This is a genomic window from Pseudomonas sp. RC2C2 (assembly GCF_018390435.1).
GTDB lineage: Bacteria > Pseudomonadota > Gammaproteobacteria > Pseudomonadales > Pseudomonadaceae > Aquipseudomonas > Aquipseudomonas donghuensis.
Genome location: NZ_JAHBAX010000002.1, coordinates 334,130 through 349,314, shown reverse-complemented (window position 1 = coordinate 349,314; position 15,185 = coordinate 334,130). Strand labels below are relative to the sequence as shown.

Below are 15,185 nucleotides of genomic sequence, written 5' to 3'. Positions count from 1 at the left end.
CCTCCCGAGGGGTTGATCATGACAGAGCTGGCGCGGTTGAAGTTTTATGCCACTCAACCCCATTCCTGCAGCTACCTGCCAGACGAACAAGCCACCACGCTGTTTCTCGATCCGAGCCAGCCGATGGACGTCAACGTTTACGCAGACCTGTCGGAAATGGGCTTCCGGCGCAGCGGCGATCACCTGTATCGCCCGCATTGCCAGAACTGTAACGCCTGCGTGCCGGCGCGGATCCCGGCTGCACGCTTTCTGCCCAACCGCCAGCAAAAACGCATCCTCAAGCGCAATGCCGACCTGACCGTCACTGCCGCCCGTCCGGCATTCAAGGAAGAGTATTTCGAGTTGTACCGGCGCTACATCGAGCAGCGCCACGCCGATGGCGATATGTATCCACCAAGCCGCGACCAGTTTTCCACCTTCCTGGTCCGCGACCTGCCGTTTTCGCGTTTTTACGAGTTCCGCCTGGGCGACCGCCTGCTCGCGGTGGCGGTCACCGACCTGCTGCCCAACGGCCTGTCAGCGGTGTACACCTTCTACGAGCCGGACGAAGAACGGCGCAGCCTGGGCCGTTTCGCGATCCTTTGGCAGATCACCGAAGCCCTGCGCCTGGGTCTGGGCGCGGTCTACCTCGGCTACTGGATCAAGAACTGCAAAAAGATGAACTACAAGACCCAGTACCGCCCCATCGAGCTGTTGATCAATCAACGCTGGGTGACGTTGAACTGAAATCATTGGCTTGAAGTCCATTTTTCGGGCACAATGCACGCCACTTTTTTTGCCTGGCGCAGCTGTGCACCGGGCCATTAACTGGACACCGAGGGCTTTACTGCATGTCGAAAGAAGACAGCTTCGAAATGGAAGGCACTGTCGTCGACACCCTGCCCAACACCATGTTCCGTGTGGAGTTGGAAAATGGGCACGTCGTTACCGCGCACATCTCCGGAAAGATGCGCAAGAACTACATTCGTATTCTGACCGGTGACAAGGTCCGCGTCGAACTGACGCCCTACGACCTGAGCAAGGGGCGCATCACCTACCGCGCCCGCTAAGCGACACCAACGAAAACGCCCGGCTAAATGCCGGGCGTTTTCGTTGGCCCTGGAAAAGCATCGCTGGCAAGTCGGGTCGCCGCACCGCAGCTCCCACAGGGATTGTGTGGGAGCTGGCTTGCCAGCGATGGGCTGCATAGCAGCCCCAGCCTGCCTTACGCCATCTCAGCCGTGGTCTCGAAGTCGAACACCAGTTCGCCATCGCGGATGTCGATGTGCACCACACCGCCATGCTCGGCCAGCTCGCCGAACAGGATCTCTTCGGCCAACGGCCGCTTGATCTTGTCCTGGATCAGCCGCGCCATTGGTCGCGCGCCCATCTGCGCATCGTAACCACCGGCAGCCAGCCAACTGCGCGCCGCATCGCTTACCTCCAGCAGCACGCGCTTGTCTTCCAGTTGCGCCTGCAGTTCGATGAGGAACTTGTCCACCACGCTCTTGATCGTCTCGTGGCTGAGGCGGCCAAACTGGATGATGGTGTCCAGACGGTTGCGGAACTCCGGCGTGAAGCTCTTCTTGATCACTTCCATGGCGTCGGAGGAATGATCCTGCTGAGTGAAGCCGATGGAGGCTCGCGCAGCGGTTTCAGCACCGGCGTTGGTGGTCATGATGACGATGACGTTACGGAAGTCCGCCTTGCGCCCGTTGTTGTCGGTCAGGGTACCGTGGTCCATCACCTGCAGCAGCAGGTTGAAGACTTCCGGGTGGGCCTTCTCGATTTCATCGAGCAGCAACACGCAGTGCGGCTGCTTGGTGATGGCTTCGGTGAGCAGGCCGCCCTGGTCGAAACCGACGTAGCCCGGAGGCGCACCGATCAGACGCGAAACAGTGTGCCGCTCCATGTACTCGGACATGTCGAAACGCACCAGCTCAACCCCCAGGGCCTTGGCCAACTGCCGCGCCGCTTCGGTTTTACCGACACCGGTAGGGCCGGCAAACAGGAACGAACCGACCGGTTTGTCCGGCGCCTTGAGGCCAGCACGGGACAGCTTGATGGCGGTGGCCAGCGAATCGATCGCCGCATCCTGGCCGAACACCGTGAGCTTGAGGTCGCGCTCCAGGTTACGCAGTAGCTCCTTGTCGGAACTGGTCACGTGTTTTGGCGGAATCCGCGCGATTTTGGCGACGATGTCTTCGACCTGCGGCACGTCGATGCGCTTGACGCGCATCTCGACCGGTTGCAGGCGCTGGTAGGCACCGGCTTCGTCGATCACATCGATGGCCTTGTCGGGCATGTGCCGGTCGTTGATGTAGCGCGCTGCAAGCTCGGCAGCGGCGCGCAGGGCCTCATCGCTGTACTCGATGCTGTGGTGGCTCTCGAAGCGCCCTTTGAGCCCACGCAGGATGCCCACGGTGTCCTCCACCGATGGCTCGCTGACATCGACCTTCTGGAAGCGCCGCGCCAGGGCCCGGTCTTTCTCGAAGATGCCGCGAAATTCCTGGAAGGTGGTCGAGCCGATGCAACGGATATCACCCGAAGACAGCAGCGGCTTGAGCAGGTTGGAGGCATCCATTACCCCGCCGGAGGCCGCACCGGCACCGATGATGGTGTGGATCTCGTCGATGAACAGGATCGCCTGCGGACGCTTGCGCAGTTCGTTGAGCAGCGCCTTGAAGCGCTTCTCGAAATCGCCGCGGTACTTGGTGCCTGCCAACAGCGCACCCAGGTCCAGGGAATAGACCACGCTGTGGGCCAGCAGGTCCGGCACCTGGCCGTCGACGATGCGCTTGGCCAGGCCTTCGGCGATGGCGGTTTTACCGACACCGGCCTCACCGACCAGCAGCGGGTTGTTCTTGCGCCGACGGGCAAGGATCTGCGCCACGCGCTCGACTTCGAGCTCGCGACCGACCAGCGGGTCGATACGCCCCTGACGGGCCTGTTCGTTGAGGTTGCTGGCATAGGCATCCAGTGGATTGCCCGACGATGAAGTTTCGCCGCCGTCCTCGTCCTGCATGTCCTGTTCGCCCTCGGAGTGTTCACCATGGCCCGGCACCTTGGAGATGCCGTGGGCGATGTAATTGACCACGTCGATACGCGCCACGCTCTGCTGTTTAAGAAGGAACACCGCCTGGCTTTCCTGTTCGCTGAATATCGCAACCAGCACGTTGGCACCGGTGACTTCACGCTTGCCCGAGCTCTGGACATGGAAGACTGCGCGCTGCAGTACACGCTGGAAGCCCAGGGTTGGCTGGGTCTCGCGGTCCTCGTCGTGCACGGGGATCAACGGCGTGGTGGAGTCGATAAACTCCTGCAGGTCGTGTTTGAGTTTGTCGAGGTTTGCGCCGCAGGCGCGCAGAACGGTCGCGGCGGCCTCATTATCCAATAGTGCCAGCAGCAGGTGCTCGACGGTCATGAACTCATGACGCTTCGAGCGTGCCTCCTTGAAGGCCAGATTGAGGGTGACTTCGAGCTCGCGGTTTAACATAGCTTCACCTCATACCCAAGTGGCCGGCGATTAACCGTCCTTCTCGATTTCACAGAGTAGCGGATGCTGGCTTTCCCTTGCGTATTGGTTGACCTGCATGGCCTTGGTCTCGGCGATGTCCCGGGTAAACAATCCGCACACTGCCCGTCCTTCTGTATGGACGGCCAGCATGACCTTGGTCGCCAGCTCGCGATTCAGGTTAAAAAACACCTCGAGCACTTCGACGACGAAATCCATCGGTGTGTAGTCATCGTTGAACAAAACCACCTTGTACATGGGTGGCGCCTGCAGGGCCGGCTTGGCCTCCTGTATCGCCAGGCCAGAACCATCGTCCTCATGCGATTGCGGGCGATCCTGATTGAATGTTAGTCGAATCTGGCTATGTGCATGCATGGAAAGAAATTCATCATTTCGACAGGTTGGTTTATGGGTTGACCGCACAGGCGACGCGGGACAGCCGTCGCCTCACCTTGACTATCGGCAAAACGGTGTTACAACCAATAAGAACCCACCGTGGTCGATAAAGATCCGCGCAGTCAACCAGAATTTTCGCAGGTTCATATGCGGATGGAGTGGATGATACTCCAGTGATGGAGTCCTTTGCAGAGGGATATGAGGATGGCAAGCGGTAAAGTCAAGTGGTTCAACAACGCCAAGGGCTATGGCTTCATCAATGAAGACGGGAAAACAGAGGACCTGTTCGCACACTACTCGGCTATCCAGATGGACGGTTATAAAACCCTGAAAGCCGGACAACCCGTCAGTTTCGAGATCATCCAGGGCCCCAAGGGCTTGCACGCGGTGAACATATCGAACCTCGCCGCACAAACCACCGCCTCCCCCACCCCCAACCCGCAAACGACTGAAGCCTGAGCCGGCGATCAGACATAAAAAAACCGGCCAGCCCGCAAGGACTGGCCGGTTTTCTTGTGCCGCTTACATGTGCTTGATCAAAGCCTCACCGAAACCGGAGCTGCTGACCAGCGTCGCGCCTTCCATCAGGCGCTCGAAGTCGTAGGTCACGGTCTTGGCGGCGATGGCGCCGTTGGTGCCCTTGATGATCAGGTCGGCCGCCTCGGTCCAGCCCAGGTGGCGCAGCATCATCTCGGCAGAGAGAATCACCGAACCCGGGTTGACCTGGTCCTTGCCGGCGTACTTCGGCGCGGTGCCGTGGGTGGCTTCGAACATCGCCACGGTGTCGGACAGGTTGGCGCCCGGGGCAATACCGATGCCGCCGACTTCCGCCGCCAGGGCGTCGGACAGGTAGTCACCGTTGAGGTTGAGGGTGGCAATCACGTCGTATTCGGCCGGGCGCAGCAGGATCTGCTGGAGCATGGCGTCGGCAATGGCATCCTTGACGATGACTTCACGGCCGGTTTTCGGGTTCTTGAACTTCATCCACGGGCCGCCATCGAGCAGCTCGGCGCCGAATTCGTTCTTGGCCACTTCGTAGCCCCAATCCTTGAAGGCACCTTCGGTGAACTTCATGATGTTGCCCTTGTGCACGATGGTCAGCGACTTGCGGTCGTTGTCCACCACATACTGCAGGGCCTTGCGCACCAGGCGCTGGGTGCCTTCCTTGGAGACCGGCTTGATGCCGATGCCGCAGTCCTGGTCGAAACGGATCTTGGTGACGCCCATTTCTTCCTTCAGGAACTTGATGACCTTGGTCGCTTCCGGCGAACCGGCCTTCCACTCGATGCCGGCATAGATGTCCTCGGAGTTTTCGCGGAAGATCACCATGTCGACGTCACCCGGTTTTTTCACCGGGCTCGGCACGCCCTGGAACCACACTACCGGGCGCAGGCAGACGTACAGGTCCAGCTGCTGGCGCAGGGCAACGTTGAGGGAACGGATACCACCACCGACCGGGGTGGTCAGCGGACCCTTGATGGACACCACGTAATCCTTGACTGCGTCCAGGGTTTCCTGGGGCAGCCAGGTGTCCTGGTCGTATACCTGGGTGGCTTTTTCACCGGCGTAGACTTCCATCCAGGAAATCTTGCGCTTGCCCCCATAGGCTTTCTCTACAGCAGCATCAACCACTTTGATCATGACGGGGCTTACATCTACGCCAATGCCGTCGCCTTCGATGAACGGGATGATCGGATTATCAGGAACATTGAGAGAATGGTCCGCATTGACGGTGATTTTGTCGCCGACTGCCGGAACCTTGATTTTCTGGTATCCCATGCTGCACTCCGTTTTTTTTGGTGTGGTTCGTCATCTGGATCCCCTGAGCGTACCCCAGTTGAACGGCAACGGGAACCACGTGCGCAAATGCCCTGCAATGGGGCAGCAACGCCTACATCTTTGGTCTAAAAAAGCCCCTGCGACCGGTTGATCTTGATCAATACGACCAAGGCTTTGGTATACTCGCCCGGTGACCAAAGGGTCACTGGGGGCGAACCGTCTGAAACGAGACCTGCGGCCCCGACAAGACTGGGCTGTTACCGCAGTTCAGCCGTTTGACACTCGACTGATGCAATCCACCATCACCGCCCAGAATCTTCGACCTTCTGCTCATGGATGTGTCTGAGCGAAGCGCCTACCCTGCGCACCTCGAGATTCTGCGCACGCTCAGCAAAACAGAGAGTTAACCCGAATATGCCCACCCGATCCAAGATCATCTACACCTTCACCGACGAAGCCCCCGCCCTCGCCACCTATTCATTGCTCCCCGTCATCGAAGCCTTCACCGCTTGCGCCGACATCGCCGTAGAAACCCGGGACATCTCTCTGGCCGGCCGTATCCTTTCTGCCTTCCCTGAACAGCTCGGCGCCGACAAGCAAGTGGCCGACCACCTGGCAGAACTGGGCCAACTGGCAACCACGCCAGAAGCCAACATCATCAAGCTGCCGAACATCAGCGCCTCGGTGCCGCAACTGAAGGCCGCGATCAAGGAACTGCAAGCCAAGGGCTTCAACATTCCTGACTACCCTGAAGCCGCCGCCACCGACGCCGAGAAAGAAGCCAAGGCTCGCTACGACCGCATCAAGGGCAGCGCCGTGAACCCGGTCCTGCGTGAAGGCAACTCCGACCGCCGCGCCCCGCTGTCGGTCAAGAACTACGCACGCAAGCACCCGCACAAGATGGGCGCCTGGGCTGCCGACTCCAAGTCCCACGTGGCCCACATGAGCCACGGCGACTTCTACGGCAGCGAGAAAGCCGCGCTGATCGAAGCCGATGACAGCCTGCGCATCGAACTGCTGGACAAGAACGGCAACACCACCGTCCTGAAAGAAAAAACCGCGGTCAAGGCCGGCGAAATCGTCGACTGCGCGGTCATGAGCACCAAGGCGCTGCGTAAATTTATCGCCGCCGAGATCGAAGACGCCAAAGCCAAGGGCGTGCTGCTGTCGGTGCACCTGAAGGCCACCATGATGAAGGTCTCCGACCCGATCATGTTCGGCCAGATCGTTGCCGAGTACTACCAGGACGCGCTGAACAAGCACGCTGCGGTACTGGAGCAGATCGGTTTCAACCTGAACAACGGTATCGGCGACCTGTACGCCCGTATCAAGACCCTGCCAGCCGAGCAGCAGGCGCAGATCGAAGCCGACGTCAAAGCCGTCTACGACGTCCGCCCGGCCCTGGCCATGGTCAACTCCGACAAGGGCATCACCAACCTGCACGTGCCAAGCGACGTCATCGTCGACGCCTCGATGCCGGCGATGATCCGTGACTCGGGCAAGATGTGGAACACCGAAGGCCAGCTGCAAGACACCAAGGCAGTGATCCCGGATCGTTGCTACGCCACCATCTACCAGGCCGTTATCGACGACTGCAAGCAACACGGCGCCTTCGATCCGACCACCATGGGCAGCGTGCCGAACGTTGGCCTTATGGCGCAGAAAGCCGAAGAGTACGGCTCCCACGACAAGACCTTCCAGGCCAAGACCGACGGCGTGATCCGCGTGGTTGACGGCAAGGGCAACCTGCTGCTGTCCCAGGACGTCGAAGCCGGCGACATCTTCCGCATGTGCCAGGTCAAAGACGCGCCGATCCAGGACTGGGTCAAGCTGGCCGTCAACCGTGCCCGCGCCAGCAACACCCCGGCGCTGTTCTGGCTCGACCCGCATCGCGCCCACGACGGCGTGCTGATCGAGAAGGTCCAGAAGTACCTGAAAGACCACGACACCACCGGCCTGGACATCCGCGTCCTGTCGCCTGTCGAGGCCATGAAGGTTTCCCTGCAGCGCATCCGTGCGGGCCAGGACACCATCTCGGTCACCGGCAACGTACTGCGCGACTACCTGACCGACCTGTTCCCGATCATGGAACTGGGCACCAGCGCCAAGATGCTGTCGATCGTGCCGCTGATGAACAACGGCGGCCTGTTCGAAACCGGCGCCGGCGGTTCGGCACCCAAGCACGTCCAGCAACTGGTTGAAGAGAACTTCCTGCGCTGGGATTCCCTGGGTGAGTTCCTGGCCCTGGCGGCTTCCCTGGAGCACCTGAGCACTGCCTACACCAACCCGAAAGCCAAGGTACTGGCGGCGACCCTGGACCAGGCCACCGGCCAGTTCCTGGACACCAACAAGTCCCCTGCGCGCAAGGTCGGCGGTATCGACAACCGTGGCAGCCACTTCTACCTGACCCTGTACTGGGCCCAGGCCCTGGCCGCCCAGAGCGACGACGCCGCCCTGCAAGCGCGCTTCGCCCCACTGGCAAAAGCCCTGGCCGAGCACGAAGCGACCATCGTCGCCGAGCTCAACGCCGTGCAGGGCAAGCCGGCCGACATCGGTGGTTACTACTACCCGGATGCCGAGCTGACCAGCAAAGTGATGCGCCCGAGCCAGACCTTCAACAGCGCGATTGCCGCACTGTAAGAGAAGCAGCTTGAAGCAGTAAACAAAAACCCCGGCCACGCACCGGGGTTTTTTTAGCTTTGAGTTTCAAGCTGCAAGCTACAAGAAAGAGCCTTGCGCGCACGGCTTTTACTTGTAGCTTGCAGCTTGAAACTTACAACTTAGGGAGAGAATCGACCGTGCGCCCCCACATCACCGTCGCCACTATCATCGAAGACCAGGGCCGCTTCCTCATGGTCGAGGAATTCAAGGCCGGCAAGCACGTGTTCAACCAGCCCGCCGGCCACCTGGAGACCAACGAAAGCCTGCTCGACGCCGCCCGGCGCGAAACCCTCGAAGAAACCGCCTGGGAGGTCGAGCTGACCGGCATCGTCGGCATCTACCTGTATACCGCCCCCAGCAACGGCGTGACCTACCAGCGCATCTGCTTCGCCGCCAGGCCGCTCAAGCACCACCCCGAGCGCGCCCTGGACAGCGACATCGTGCGCGCCGTATGGCTGAGCCGCGAGGAGCTGCTGGCCGACCCCGAGCGCTGGCGCAGCGAGCTGGTGCCGCGCTGCATCGACGATTACCTGGCCGGCCCGCTGCACAGCCTGGCGTTGATTCGCGACTGACAGCAACGATGCCTTGCAGGCCGCAGCCTGATAGAATCGTTGTCTTTTTCCAGATACACAGCCGGTACCTATGACCAGTCCAGCACTTTACGAACCCGAAAAGACACGCGTTATCGTCGGCATGTCCGGCGGCGTGGACTCTTCCGTCTCCGCCCTCCTGCTGATGGAGCAGGGCTACCAGGTGGAAGGCCTGTTCATGAAGAACTGGGAAGAGGACGACGGCACCGAATACTGCACCGCCCGCGAAGACCTGGCCGACGCCCAGGCCGTGTGCGACCGCATCGGCATCAAGCTGCACACCGCCAACTTCGCCGCCGAATACTGGGACAACGTCTTCGAGCATTTCCTGGCTGAATACAAGGCCGGGCGCACGCCGAACCCGGACATCCTCTGCAACCGCGAAATCAAGTTCAAGGCCTTCCTCGACTACGCGCTGATGCTCGGTGCCGACCTGATCGCCACCGGCCACTACGTGCGCCGCCGCGACACTGACGGGCGTACCGAACTGCTCAAGGGCCTGGACCCGAACAAGGACCAGAGCTACTTCCTGCACGCCGTTGGCGGCAAGGAAATCGCCCGCACGCTGTTCCCGGTCGGCGAACTGGAAAAACCCGAAGTGCGCGCCATCGCCGAGAAACACGGCCTGGCCACGGCGAAGAAGAAAGACTCCACCGGTATCTGCTTTATCGGCGAGCGCCGCTTCAGCGACTTCCTCAAGCAGTACCTGCCGGCACAACCGGGCGAGATCCAGACCACCGACGGCGAAGTCATCGGCCGTCACCACGGCCTGATGTACCACACCATCGGCCAGCGCCAGGGCCTGGGCATCGGCGGCCTGAAAGACGCCGGTGACGAGCCGTGGTACGTACTGGAGAAAGACCTCACCCGCAACGTGCTGGTGGTCGGCCAGGGTAACGAACACCCGTGGCTATTCTCGCGCGCCCTGCTCGCTTCAGAGATCTTCTGGGTCAACCCTATCGACCTGTCCAGCCCACGGCGTCTGACGGCCAAGGTGCGCTACCGCCAAAGCGATCAGGGCTGCACCCTGGAACAGACCGCAAGCGGCTACCGCGCGGTGTTCGACGAGCCACAGCGGGCGGTGACGCCAGGCCAGTCGGTGGTGTTCTATGACGGCGAAATCTGCCTCGGCGGCGGCGTGATCGAAACCGCCGAGCCGTGGAGCGCGCGCGCATGAATGCCATGCAAGAGCAGTTGGTTGCCCTGGGCGGTGTATTCCAGGCCGCGGTGCTGGTTGACCGCATCGCCCGCACCGGCCAGGCCAGCGAGGCGAACCTTGGCTGCATGCTCGGCAGCCTGCTGGTACGCGACCCCAAGGACACCCTGGAGGTGTTCGGCGGTGACGACCTGAACCTGCGCGACGGCTACCGCGCCCTGGCCAGCGCCCTGGAGCGCGACCCCGGCAGCCTGCAGCGCGAGCCGCTGCGCTATGCCCTGTCGATGCTGGGCCTGGAGCGCCAGCTGGCCAAGCGCGGCGACATGCTCGATGTGATCGGCAGCCGCCTGCCGCAAATCCAGTCCCAGGCCGAGCATTTCGGCCTGGTACATGAAAACGTCATTGCTTCCAGCGGCGCCCTGTACCAGGACACCCTGAGCACCCTGCGCCAACGCATCCAGGTGCATGGCGACATGCGCCACCTGCAGCAGCCAAGCAATGCCTCGAAGATTCGCGCCCTGCTGCTCGCCGGCATCCGCGCCGCGCGCCTGTGGCGACAGCTGGGCGGCCATCGCTGGCAGTTGGTGGTCAGCCGGCGCAAACTGCTCAAAGAGCTGTATCCGATGTTGCGTGGCTGAACACCCATTGCTGGCAAGCCAGCTCCCACAGGGCCGGCATGCACTGCACCTGTGGGAGCTGGCTTGCCAGCGATGGGGCCTTTGAAGCCACTATGATACTGAATGATTTGCTGGCATTACCTTTTGTCAGCCACCCGACCCGGGCGCGTTTTTCATGTATGATATGCGCCCTTTTCAAAGCCTGACTGTCCGAGAACACCCCATGCAGCTTTCCTCGCTCACTGCGGTTTCCCCTGTTGACGGCCGCTACGCCGGCAAAACCCAGGCCCTGCGCCCTATTTTCAGCGAATACGGCCTGATCCGTTTCCGCGCCCTGGTCGAGGTTCGCTGGCTCCAGCGCCTGGCCGCCCACCCGCAGATCGCCGAGGTTCCGGCCTTTTCCGCCGAAGCCAACGCCCTGCTCAACGGCCTGGCCGATGAGTTCGCCCTCGAGCACGCCGAGCGCGTCAAAGAGATCGAGCGCACCACCAACCACGACGTCAAGGCCATCGAGTACCTGCTCAAGGAGCAGGCCGCCAAGCTGCCGGAGCTTGCCAAGGTCAGCGAGTTCATCCACTTTGCCTGCACCAGCGAGGACATCAACAACCTGTCCCACGCCCTGATGCTGCGCGAAGGCCGCGACAGCGTGCTGCTGCCGCTGATGCGCCAGATCGCCCAGGCCATCCGTGAGCTGGCCCACCGCTTCGCCGACGTGCCGATGCTGTCGCGCACCCACGGCCAACCGGCGTCGCCAACCACTCTGGGCAAAGAGCTGGCCAACGTCGTCTACCGCCTGGAGCGCCAGATCGCCCAGGTTGCCGCCGTGCCACTGCTGGGCAAGATCAACGGCGCCGTGGGCAACTACAACGCCCACCTGTCGGCCTACCCGCAGATCGACTGGGAAGCCAACGCCCGCGCCTTCATCGAAGACGAGCTGGGCCTGGTGTTCAACCCGTACACCACCCAGATCGAGCCGCACGACTATATCGCCGAGCTGTTCGACGCGATCGCCCGCTTCAACACCATCCTGATCGACTTCGACCGCGACGTCTGGGGCTACATCTCCCTGGGCTACTTCAAGCAGCGCACCATCGCTGGCGAAATCGGCTCCTCGACCATGCCGCACAAGGTCAACCCGATCGACTTCGAAAACTCCGAAGGCAACCTGGGTATCGCCAATGCCCTGTTCCAGCACCTGGCCAGCAAGCTGCCGGTCTCGCGCTGGCAGCGCGACCTGACCGACTCCACCGTGCTGCGCAACCTGGGCGTCGGTTTCGCCCACAGCGTGATCGCCTACGAGGCCAGCCTCAAGGGCATCAGCAAGCTGGAAATCAACCAAGCGCGTATCGCCGAAGACCTGGACGCCTGCTGGGAAGTTCTCGCCGAGCCGATCCAGACCGTCATGCGCCGCTACAACATCGAGAACCCCTACGAGAAGCTCAAGGAGCTGACCCGTGGCAAAGGCATCAGCCCCGAAGCGCTGCTGACCTTCATCGATGGCCTGGACATGCCGGCAGAGGCTCGCAGCGAGCTGAAGAAGCTGACTCCAGCCTCCTACATCGGTAATGCCGCGGCTCAAGCCAAACGCGTCTGATCTGCGCCCTGCGCGTAAACGCCCGGCTCAGCCGGGCGTTTTTATTACCGAAAGAAAATTACTTTTTTTCAATAGGTTACACATGAATCCTGATACTCCTCTGCAGCTTCTGGGCGGCCTCACTGCCCGCGAATTCATGCGCGACTACTGGCAGAAGAAACCCCTGCTGGTACGCCAGGCCTTCCCGGACTTCGAAAGCCCGATCGACGCCGACGAACTGGCCGGCCTGGCCCTGGAAGAAGAAGTGGAATCGCGCCTGGTCATCGAGCACGGCGAGCGCCCATGGGAACTGCGCCGCGGCCCGTTCGAAGAAGATGCCTTCAGCACCCTGCCCGAGCGCGACTGGACCCTGCTGGTGCAAGCGGTCGATCAGTTCGTGCCGGAAGTCGGCGAACTGCTGGAGCATTTTCGCTTCCTGCCAAGCTGGCGCATCGACGATGTGATGATCAGCTACGCAGCGCCCGGCGGCAGCGTCGGCCCGCACTTCGACAACTACGATGTGTTCCTGCTGCAAGGCCAGGGCAAGCGCAACTGGAAGATCGGCCAGATGTGCGACAGCGACAGCCCGCTGCTGGAGCACGCCGACCTGCGCATCCTCGCCGAATTCGAGCAGAGCGACGAGTGGACCCTGGAGCCCGGCGACATGCTCTACCTGCCGCCACGCCTGGCCCACTACGGCATTGCCGAAGATGACTGCCTGACCTATTCGGTGGGCTTCCGCGCGCCGGGCGCCGCTGAAGTGCTGACCCATTTCACCGACTTCCTCAGCCAGTTCCTGCCTGACGAAGAGCGTTACACCGACGCCGACGCCGAGCCGGTCAGCGACCCGCACCAGATCCAGCACGACGCCCTCGAGCGCCTGAAAAAGCTGCTCACCGAGCACATGGGCGACGAGCGCCTGCTGCTGACCTGGTTCGGCCAGTTCATGACCGAACCGCGCTATCCGGAGCTGGTCAGCGGCGAGCCGCTGGACGAAGTCGAGCTGATCGAGAGCCTGGCCCAGGGCGCGATCCTGATCCGCAACCCGAGCGCGCGCCTGGCCTGGTCGGAAGTCGACGACAACCTGCTGCTGTTCGCCAGCGGCCAGAGCCGCCTGCTGCCGGGCGACCTGCGCGAGCTGCTGAAACTGATCTGCGCCGCCGACGCGTTGCACATTGAAAACCTTGAGCAGTGGCTTGAAAACGATCAAGGCATTACCTTGATCTGCGAACTGGTCAAACAAGGAAGCCTGGGGTTTGCCAATGAATAAGATTCGCGTCCGTCTCGCCGACTGGCAGAAAGACAACGCTGATATCCGCCGCATTCGTGAAGCTGTGTTCATCGCCGAACAGAACGTGCCGCCGGAGCTGGAGTGGGATGCCGACGACAACACTGCCGTGCATTTTCTGGCCATGGAGGGTGACTACGCCATCGGCACCGCCCGCCTGCTGCCCGACGGCCAGATCGGCCGGGTCTCGGTGCTCAAGGACTGGCGCGGGCTGAAGGTCGGTGACGCGCTGATGCAGGCGGTGATCGTCGAAGCCCAGAACCGTGACCTCAAGCAGCAGATGCTCAGCGCCCAGGTACACGCCACGCCGTTCTATGAGCGCCTTGGCTTCAAGGTGGTCAGCGAAGAGTTCCTCGAGGCGGGTATTCCGCACGTGGACATGGTTCGCGAATCGCGCGAACTGGTCTGATTGCGATTGGGGCTGCGAAGCAGTCCTCAGCCTGACAACCTCGCTCCCATAACTGCTACAAATTTGCCATCATGTCCACTCCACTCGCGGAGATCATGGACATGCCGCTACGCCCCCTTCTCGCCTCCCTGCTTCTGTCGTTCAGCCTGAGTACGCTGGCCGCCACTGAAGTCCTGCCGCTGAACCATCGCACCAGCGCTGAAATCCTCCCCACCGCGCAAGCCTTCATCGGCAAGGACGGCAGCGTCAGCGCCTTCGAGAACAAACTGATCGTCAACGCCGAACCCGAGCGCATCGACGACCTGCGCTCCCTGCTGCAACAGCTGGATACCGCGCCGCGTCGACTGCTGATCAGCGTCGACAACAACGACAGCAATTTCCAGGACAACCGCGGCAATGCCCGGGTCATTCGCTACGGCACCAGCAACCGCGAAGGCGGCCTGCAGCAGGTCCAGGCCAGCGAGGGCAGCCCGGCACTGATCCAGGTCGGCCAGAGCATCCCGGTCACCAGTACCAGCACCGACAGCGATGGTCGAGTGCAGAGCGACACTGAATACCGCAACGTCACCCAGGGTTTTTACGTCACTGCCAGCGTCACTGGCGACACCGTGCACCTGAACATCAGTACCAACAATGACCGGATGAGCCAGGAACGTCCCGATGTAGTGAAGGTGCAAAGTACCGACACAAAAGTCACCGGCAAGCTCGGTGAGTGGATCACGCTGGCAGGGGTCAACCAGCAGAGTCAGTCCGAACGCAGTGCTTCGGCCCTCAGCTACAGCACCCAGCGCGGTGAAAACATGACATTGCGGGTAAAAGTCGACGCTTTGGACTGAACCCAGACAAATCAAGGCCTCGACCAAAGGCCTCAAAACTGACTGACGAGTCGTATTAGACCAAAGATGTAGTGGTTATAAAAAACCACTACAAAACATTTGACGACCCCGAAACGTCGAGGCATGATGGCCCCGCTCCCGCTGATCAGAGGCCCTGGCAAGGGCCTTCGAGCCGCGCTCTAACCCACCCACCTGAGCCGGCTCGTGTCTGTACCGCCCACAAGGCAGTTTGACGAGATTGCGACTGGAACGAAGTTGTCCCGAGGGACGGAAGCGCATCAAAAGGTACCCGGCAGCACTGTTCTTTGCAGTTCGGCAACCACGAGCCACCCTGCAACGAAAACCTCGCCCACCTGCTCACTTCCCCCTTCGAGCCCCCATCGTTCG

Annotated in this window: 14 protein-coding genes; 11 read left to right on the top strand and 3 right to left on the bottom strand. The window is 61.5% G+C overall.

What is annotated here, in order from left to right; genetic code table 11:
* Nucleotides 1–18: 18 nt before the first annotated feature.
* A complete protein-coding gene (locus tag KHO53_RS20035) occupies nucleotides 19–726 on the top strand; it encodes an arginyltransferase (RefSeq protein WP_036994542.1) in 708 nt (235 codons plus the stop codon).
* A 104-nt stretch (nucleotides 727–830) separates the two neighbouring features.
* A complete protein-coding gene (gene infA, locus KHO53_RS20030) occupies nucleotides 831–1,049 on the top strand; it encodes a translation initiation factor IF-1 (protein WP_002553999.1) in 219 nt (72 codons plus the stop codon).
* A 155-nt stretch (nucleotides 1,050–1,204) separates the two neighbouring features.
* Here infA and clpA read toward each other — a convergent pair whose 3' ends face one another.
* Entirely contained in the window at nucleotides 1,205–3,475 is a 2,271-nt protein-coding gene (gene clpA / locus KHO53_RS20025; RefSeq protein ID WP_010226749.1) for an ATP-dependent Clp protease ATP-binding subunit ClpA, read from the bottom strand.
* Nucleotides 3,476–3,505: 30 nt separating this feature from the next.
* On the bottom strand, nucleotides 3,506–3,868 hold the full coding sequence (gene clpS / locus KHO53_RS20020; RefSeq protein ID WP_010226753.1) for an ATP-dependent Clp protease adapter ClpS: 363 nt from the start codon (nucleotides 3,866–3,868) through the stop codon (nucleotides 3,506–3,508).
* 225 nt (nucleotides 3,869–4,093) lie between these two features.
* On the opposite strand from clpS, the gene cspD reads away from it, so the two are divergent.
* Complete coding sequence (cspD, locus tag KHO53_RS20015) at nucleotides 4,094–4,348, top strand: cold shock domain-containing protein CspD (protein ID WP_026001534.1); 255 nt, start codon at nucleotides 4,094–4,096, stop codon at nucleotides 4,346–4,348.
* Nucleotides 4,349–4,411: 63 nt separating this feature from the next.
* Here the strand turns inward: cspD and icd are convergent, their stop codons facing one another.
* Nucleotides 4,412–5,668: an NADP-dependent isocitrate dehydrogenase gene (gene icd / locus KHO53_RS20010; RefSeq protein WP_010226755.1), complete on the bottom strand. Its 1,257-nt coding sequence runs from the start codon at nucleotides 5,666–5,668 to the stop codon at nucleotides 4,412–4,414.
* Nucleotides 5,669–6,082: 414 nt separating this feature from the next.
* On the opposite strand from icd, the gene KHO53_RS20005 reads away from it, so the two are divergent.
* The 8 genes from KHO53_RS20005 (at nucleotide 6,083) to KHO53_RS19970 (ending at nucleotide 14,798) form a co-directional block, all read left to right on the top strand.
* Nucleotides 6,083–8,308, top strand: coding sequence for an NADP-dependent isocitrate dehydrogenase (locus KHO53_RS20005; protein ID WP_213570701.1), 2,226 nt, complete (start codon nucleotides 6,083–6,085; stop codon nucleotides 8,306–8,308).
* A 158-nt stretch (nucleotides 8,309–8,466) separates the two neighbouring features.
* A complete protein-coding gene (locus tag KHO53_RS20000; RefSeq protein ID WP_036994537.1) occupies nucleotides 8,467–8,901 on the top strand; it encodes an NUDIX hydrolase in 435 nt (144 codons plus the stop codon).
* A 70-nt stretch (nucleotides 8,902–8,971) separates the two neighbouring features.
* Nucleotides 8,972–10,096 carry a tRNA 2-thiouridine(34) synthase MnmA gene (gene mnmA / locus KHO53_RS19995; RefSeq protein WP_010226758.1) on the top strand — a complete coding sequence of 375 codons (1,125 nt, stop codon included), beginning with the start codon at nucleotides 8,972–8,974 and terminating at the stop codon, nucleotides 10,094–10,096.
* The gene (gene hflD / locus KHO53_RS19990) at nucleotides 10,093–10,713 is read left to right on the top strand and encodes a high frequency lysogenization protein HflD (RefSeq protein ID WP_010226760.1); all 621 of its coding nucleotides are present in this window, start codon (nucleotides 10,093–10,095) and stop codon (nucleotides 10,711–10,713) included. Before mnmA ends, hflD begins: the two co-directional genes overlap by 4 nt.
* Before the next feature lie 202 nt (nucleotides 10,714–10,915).
* Complete coding sequence (purB, locus tag KHO53_RS19985; RefSeq protein WP_010226761.1) at nucleotides 10,916–12,286, top strand: adenylosuccinate lyase; 1,371 nt, start codon at nucleotides 10,916–10,918, stop codon at nucleotides 12,284–12,286.
* Nucleotides 12,287–12,368: 82 nt separating this feature from the next.
* Nucleotides 12,369–13,535 carry a ribosomal protein uL16 3-hydroxylase gene (locus tag KHO53_RS19980; RefSeq protein ID WP_213570700.1) on the top strand — a complete coding sequence of 389 codons (1,167 nt, stop codon included), beginning with the start codon at nucleotides 12,369–12,371 and terminating at the stop codon, nucleotides 13,533–13,535.
* A complete protein-coding gene (locus KHO53_RS19975; RefSeq protein WP_010226763.1) occupies nucleotides 13,528–13,962 on the top strand; it encodes a GNAT family N-acetyltransferase in 435 nt (144 codons plus the stop codon). The genes KHO53_RS19980 and KHO53_RS19975 overlap by 8 nt, the downstream gene beginning before the upstream one ends.
* Nucleotides 13,963–14,033: 71 nt before the next feature.
* Complete coding sequence (locus KHO53_RS19970; protein ID WP_036994532.1) at nucleotides 14,034–14,798, top strand: secretin N-terminal domain-containing protein; 765 nt, start codon at nucleotides 14,034–14,036, stop codon at nucleotides 14,796–14,798.
* The last annotated feature ends 387 nt before the right edge of the window (nucleotides 14,799–15,185 follow it).

Excerpts from the sequence above, each read along its gene's own strand:
- KHO53_RS20035 (WP_036994542.1), top strand. The coding sequence starts at position 19 with ATGACAGAGCTGGCGCGGTTGAAGTTTTATGCCACTCAACCCCATTCC.
- infA (WP_002553999.1), top strand. The coding sequence starts at position 831 with ATGTCGAAAGAAGACAGCTTCGAAATGGAAGGCACTGTCGTCGACACC.
- clpA (WP_010226749.1), bottom strand. The coding sequence starts at position 3,475 with ATGTTAAACCGCGAGCTCGAAGTCACCCTCAATCTGGCCTTCAAGGAG.
- clpS (WP_010226753.1), bottom strand. The coding sequence starts at position 3,868 with ATGCATGCACATAGCCAGATTCGACTAACATTCAATCAGGATCGCCCG.
- cspD (WP_026001534.1), top strand. The coding sequence starts at position 4,094 with ATGGCAAGCGGTAAAGTCAAGTGGTTCAACAACGCCAAGGGCTATGGC.
- icd (WP_010226755.1), bottom strand. The coding sequence starts at position 5,668 with ATGGGATACCAGAAAATCAAGGTTCCGGCAGTCGGCGACAAAATCACC.
- KHO53_RS20005 (WP_213570701.1), top strand. The coding sequence starts at position 6,083 with ATGCCCACCCGATCCAAGATCATCTACACCTTCACCGACGAAGCCCCC.
- mnmA (WP_010226758.1), top strand. The coding sequence starts at position 8,972 with ATGACCAGTCCAGCACTTTACGAACCCGAAAAGACACGCGTTATCGTC.
- hflD (WP_010226760.1), top strand. The coding sequence starts at position 10,093 with ATGAATGCCATGCAAGAGCAGTTGGTTGCCCTGGGCGGTGTATTCCAG.
- purB (WP_010226761.1), top strand. The coding sequence starts at position 10,916 with ATGCAGCTTTCCTCGCTCACTGCGGTTTCCCCTGTTGACGGCCGCTAC.
- KHO53_RS19980 (WP_213570700.1), top strand. The coding sequence starts at position 12,369 with ATGAATCCTGATACTCCTCTGCAGCTTCTGGGCGGCCTCACTGCCCGC.
- KHO53_RS19975 (WP_010226763.1), top strand. The coding sequence starts at position 13,528 with ATGAATAAGATTCGCGTCCGTCTCGCCGACTGGCAGAAAGACAACGCT.
- KHO53_RS19970 (WP_036994532.1), top strand. The coding sequence starts at position 14,034 with ATGTCCACTCCACTCGCGGAGATCATGGACATGCCGCTACGCCCCCTT.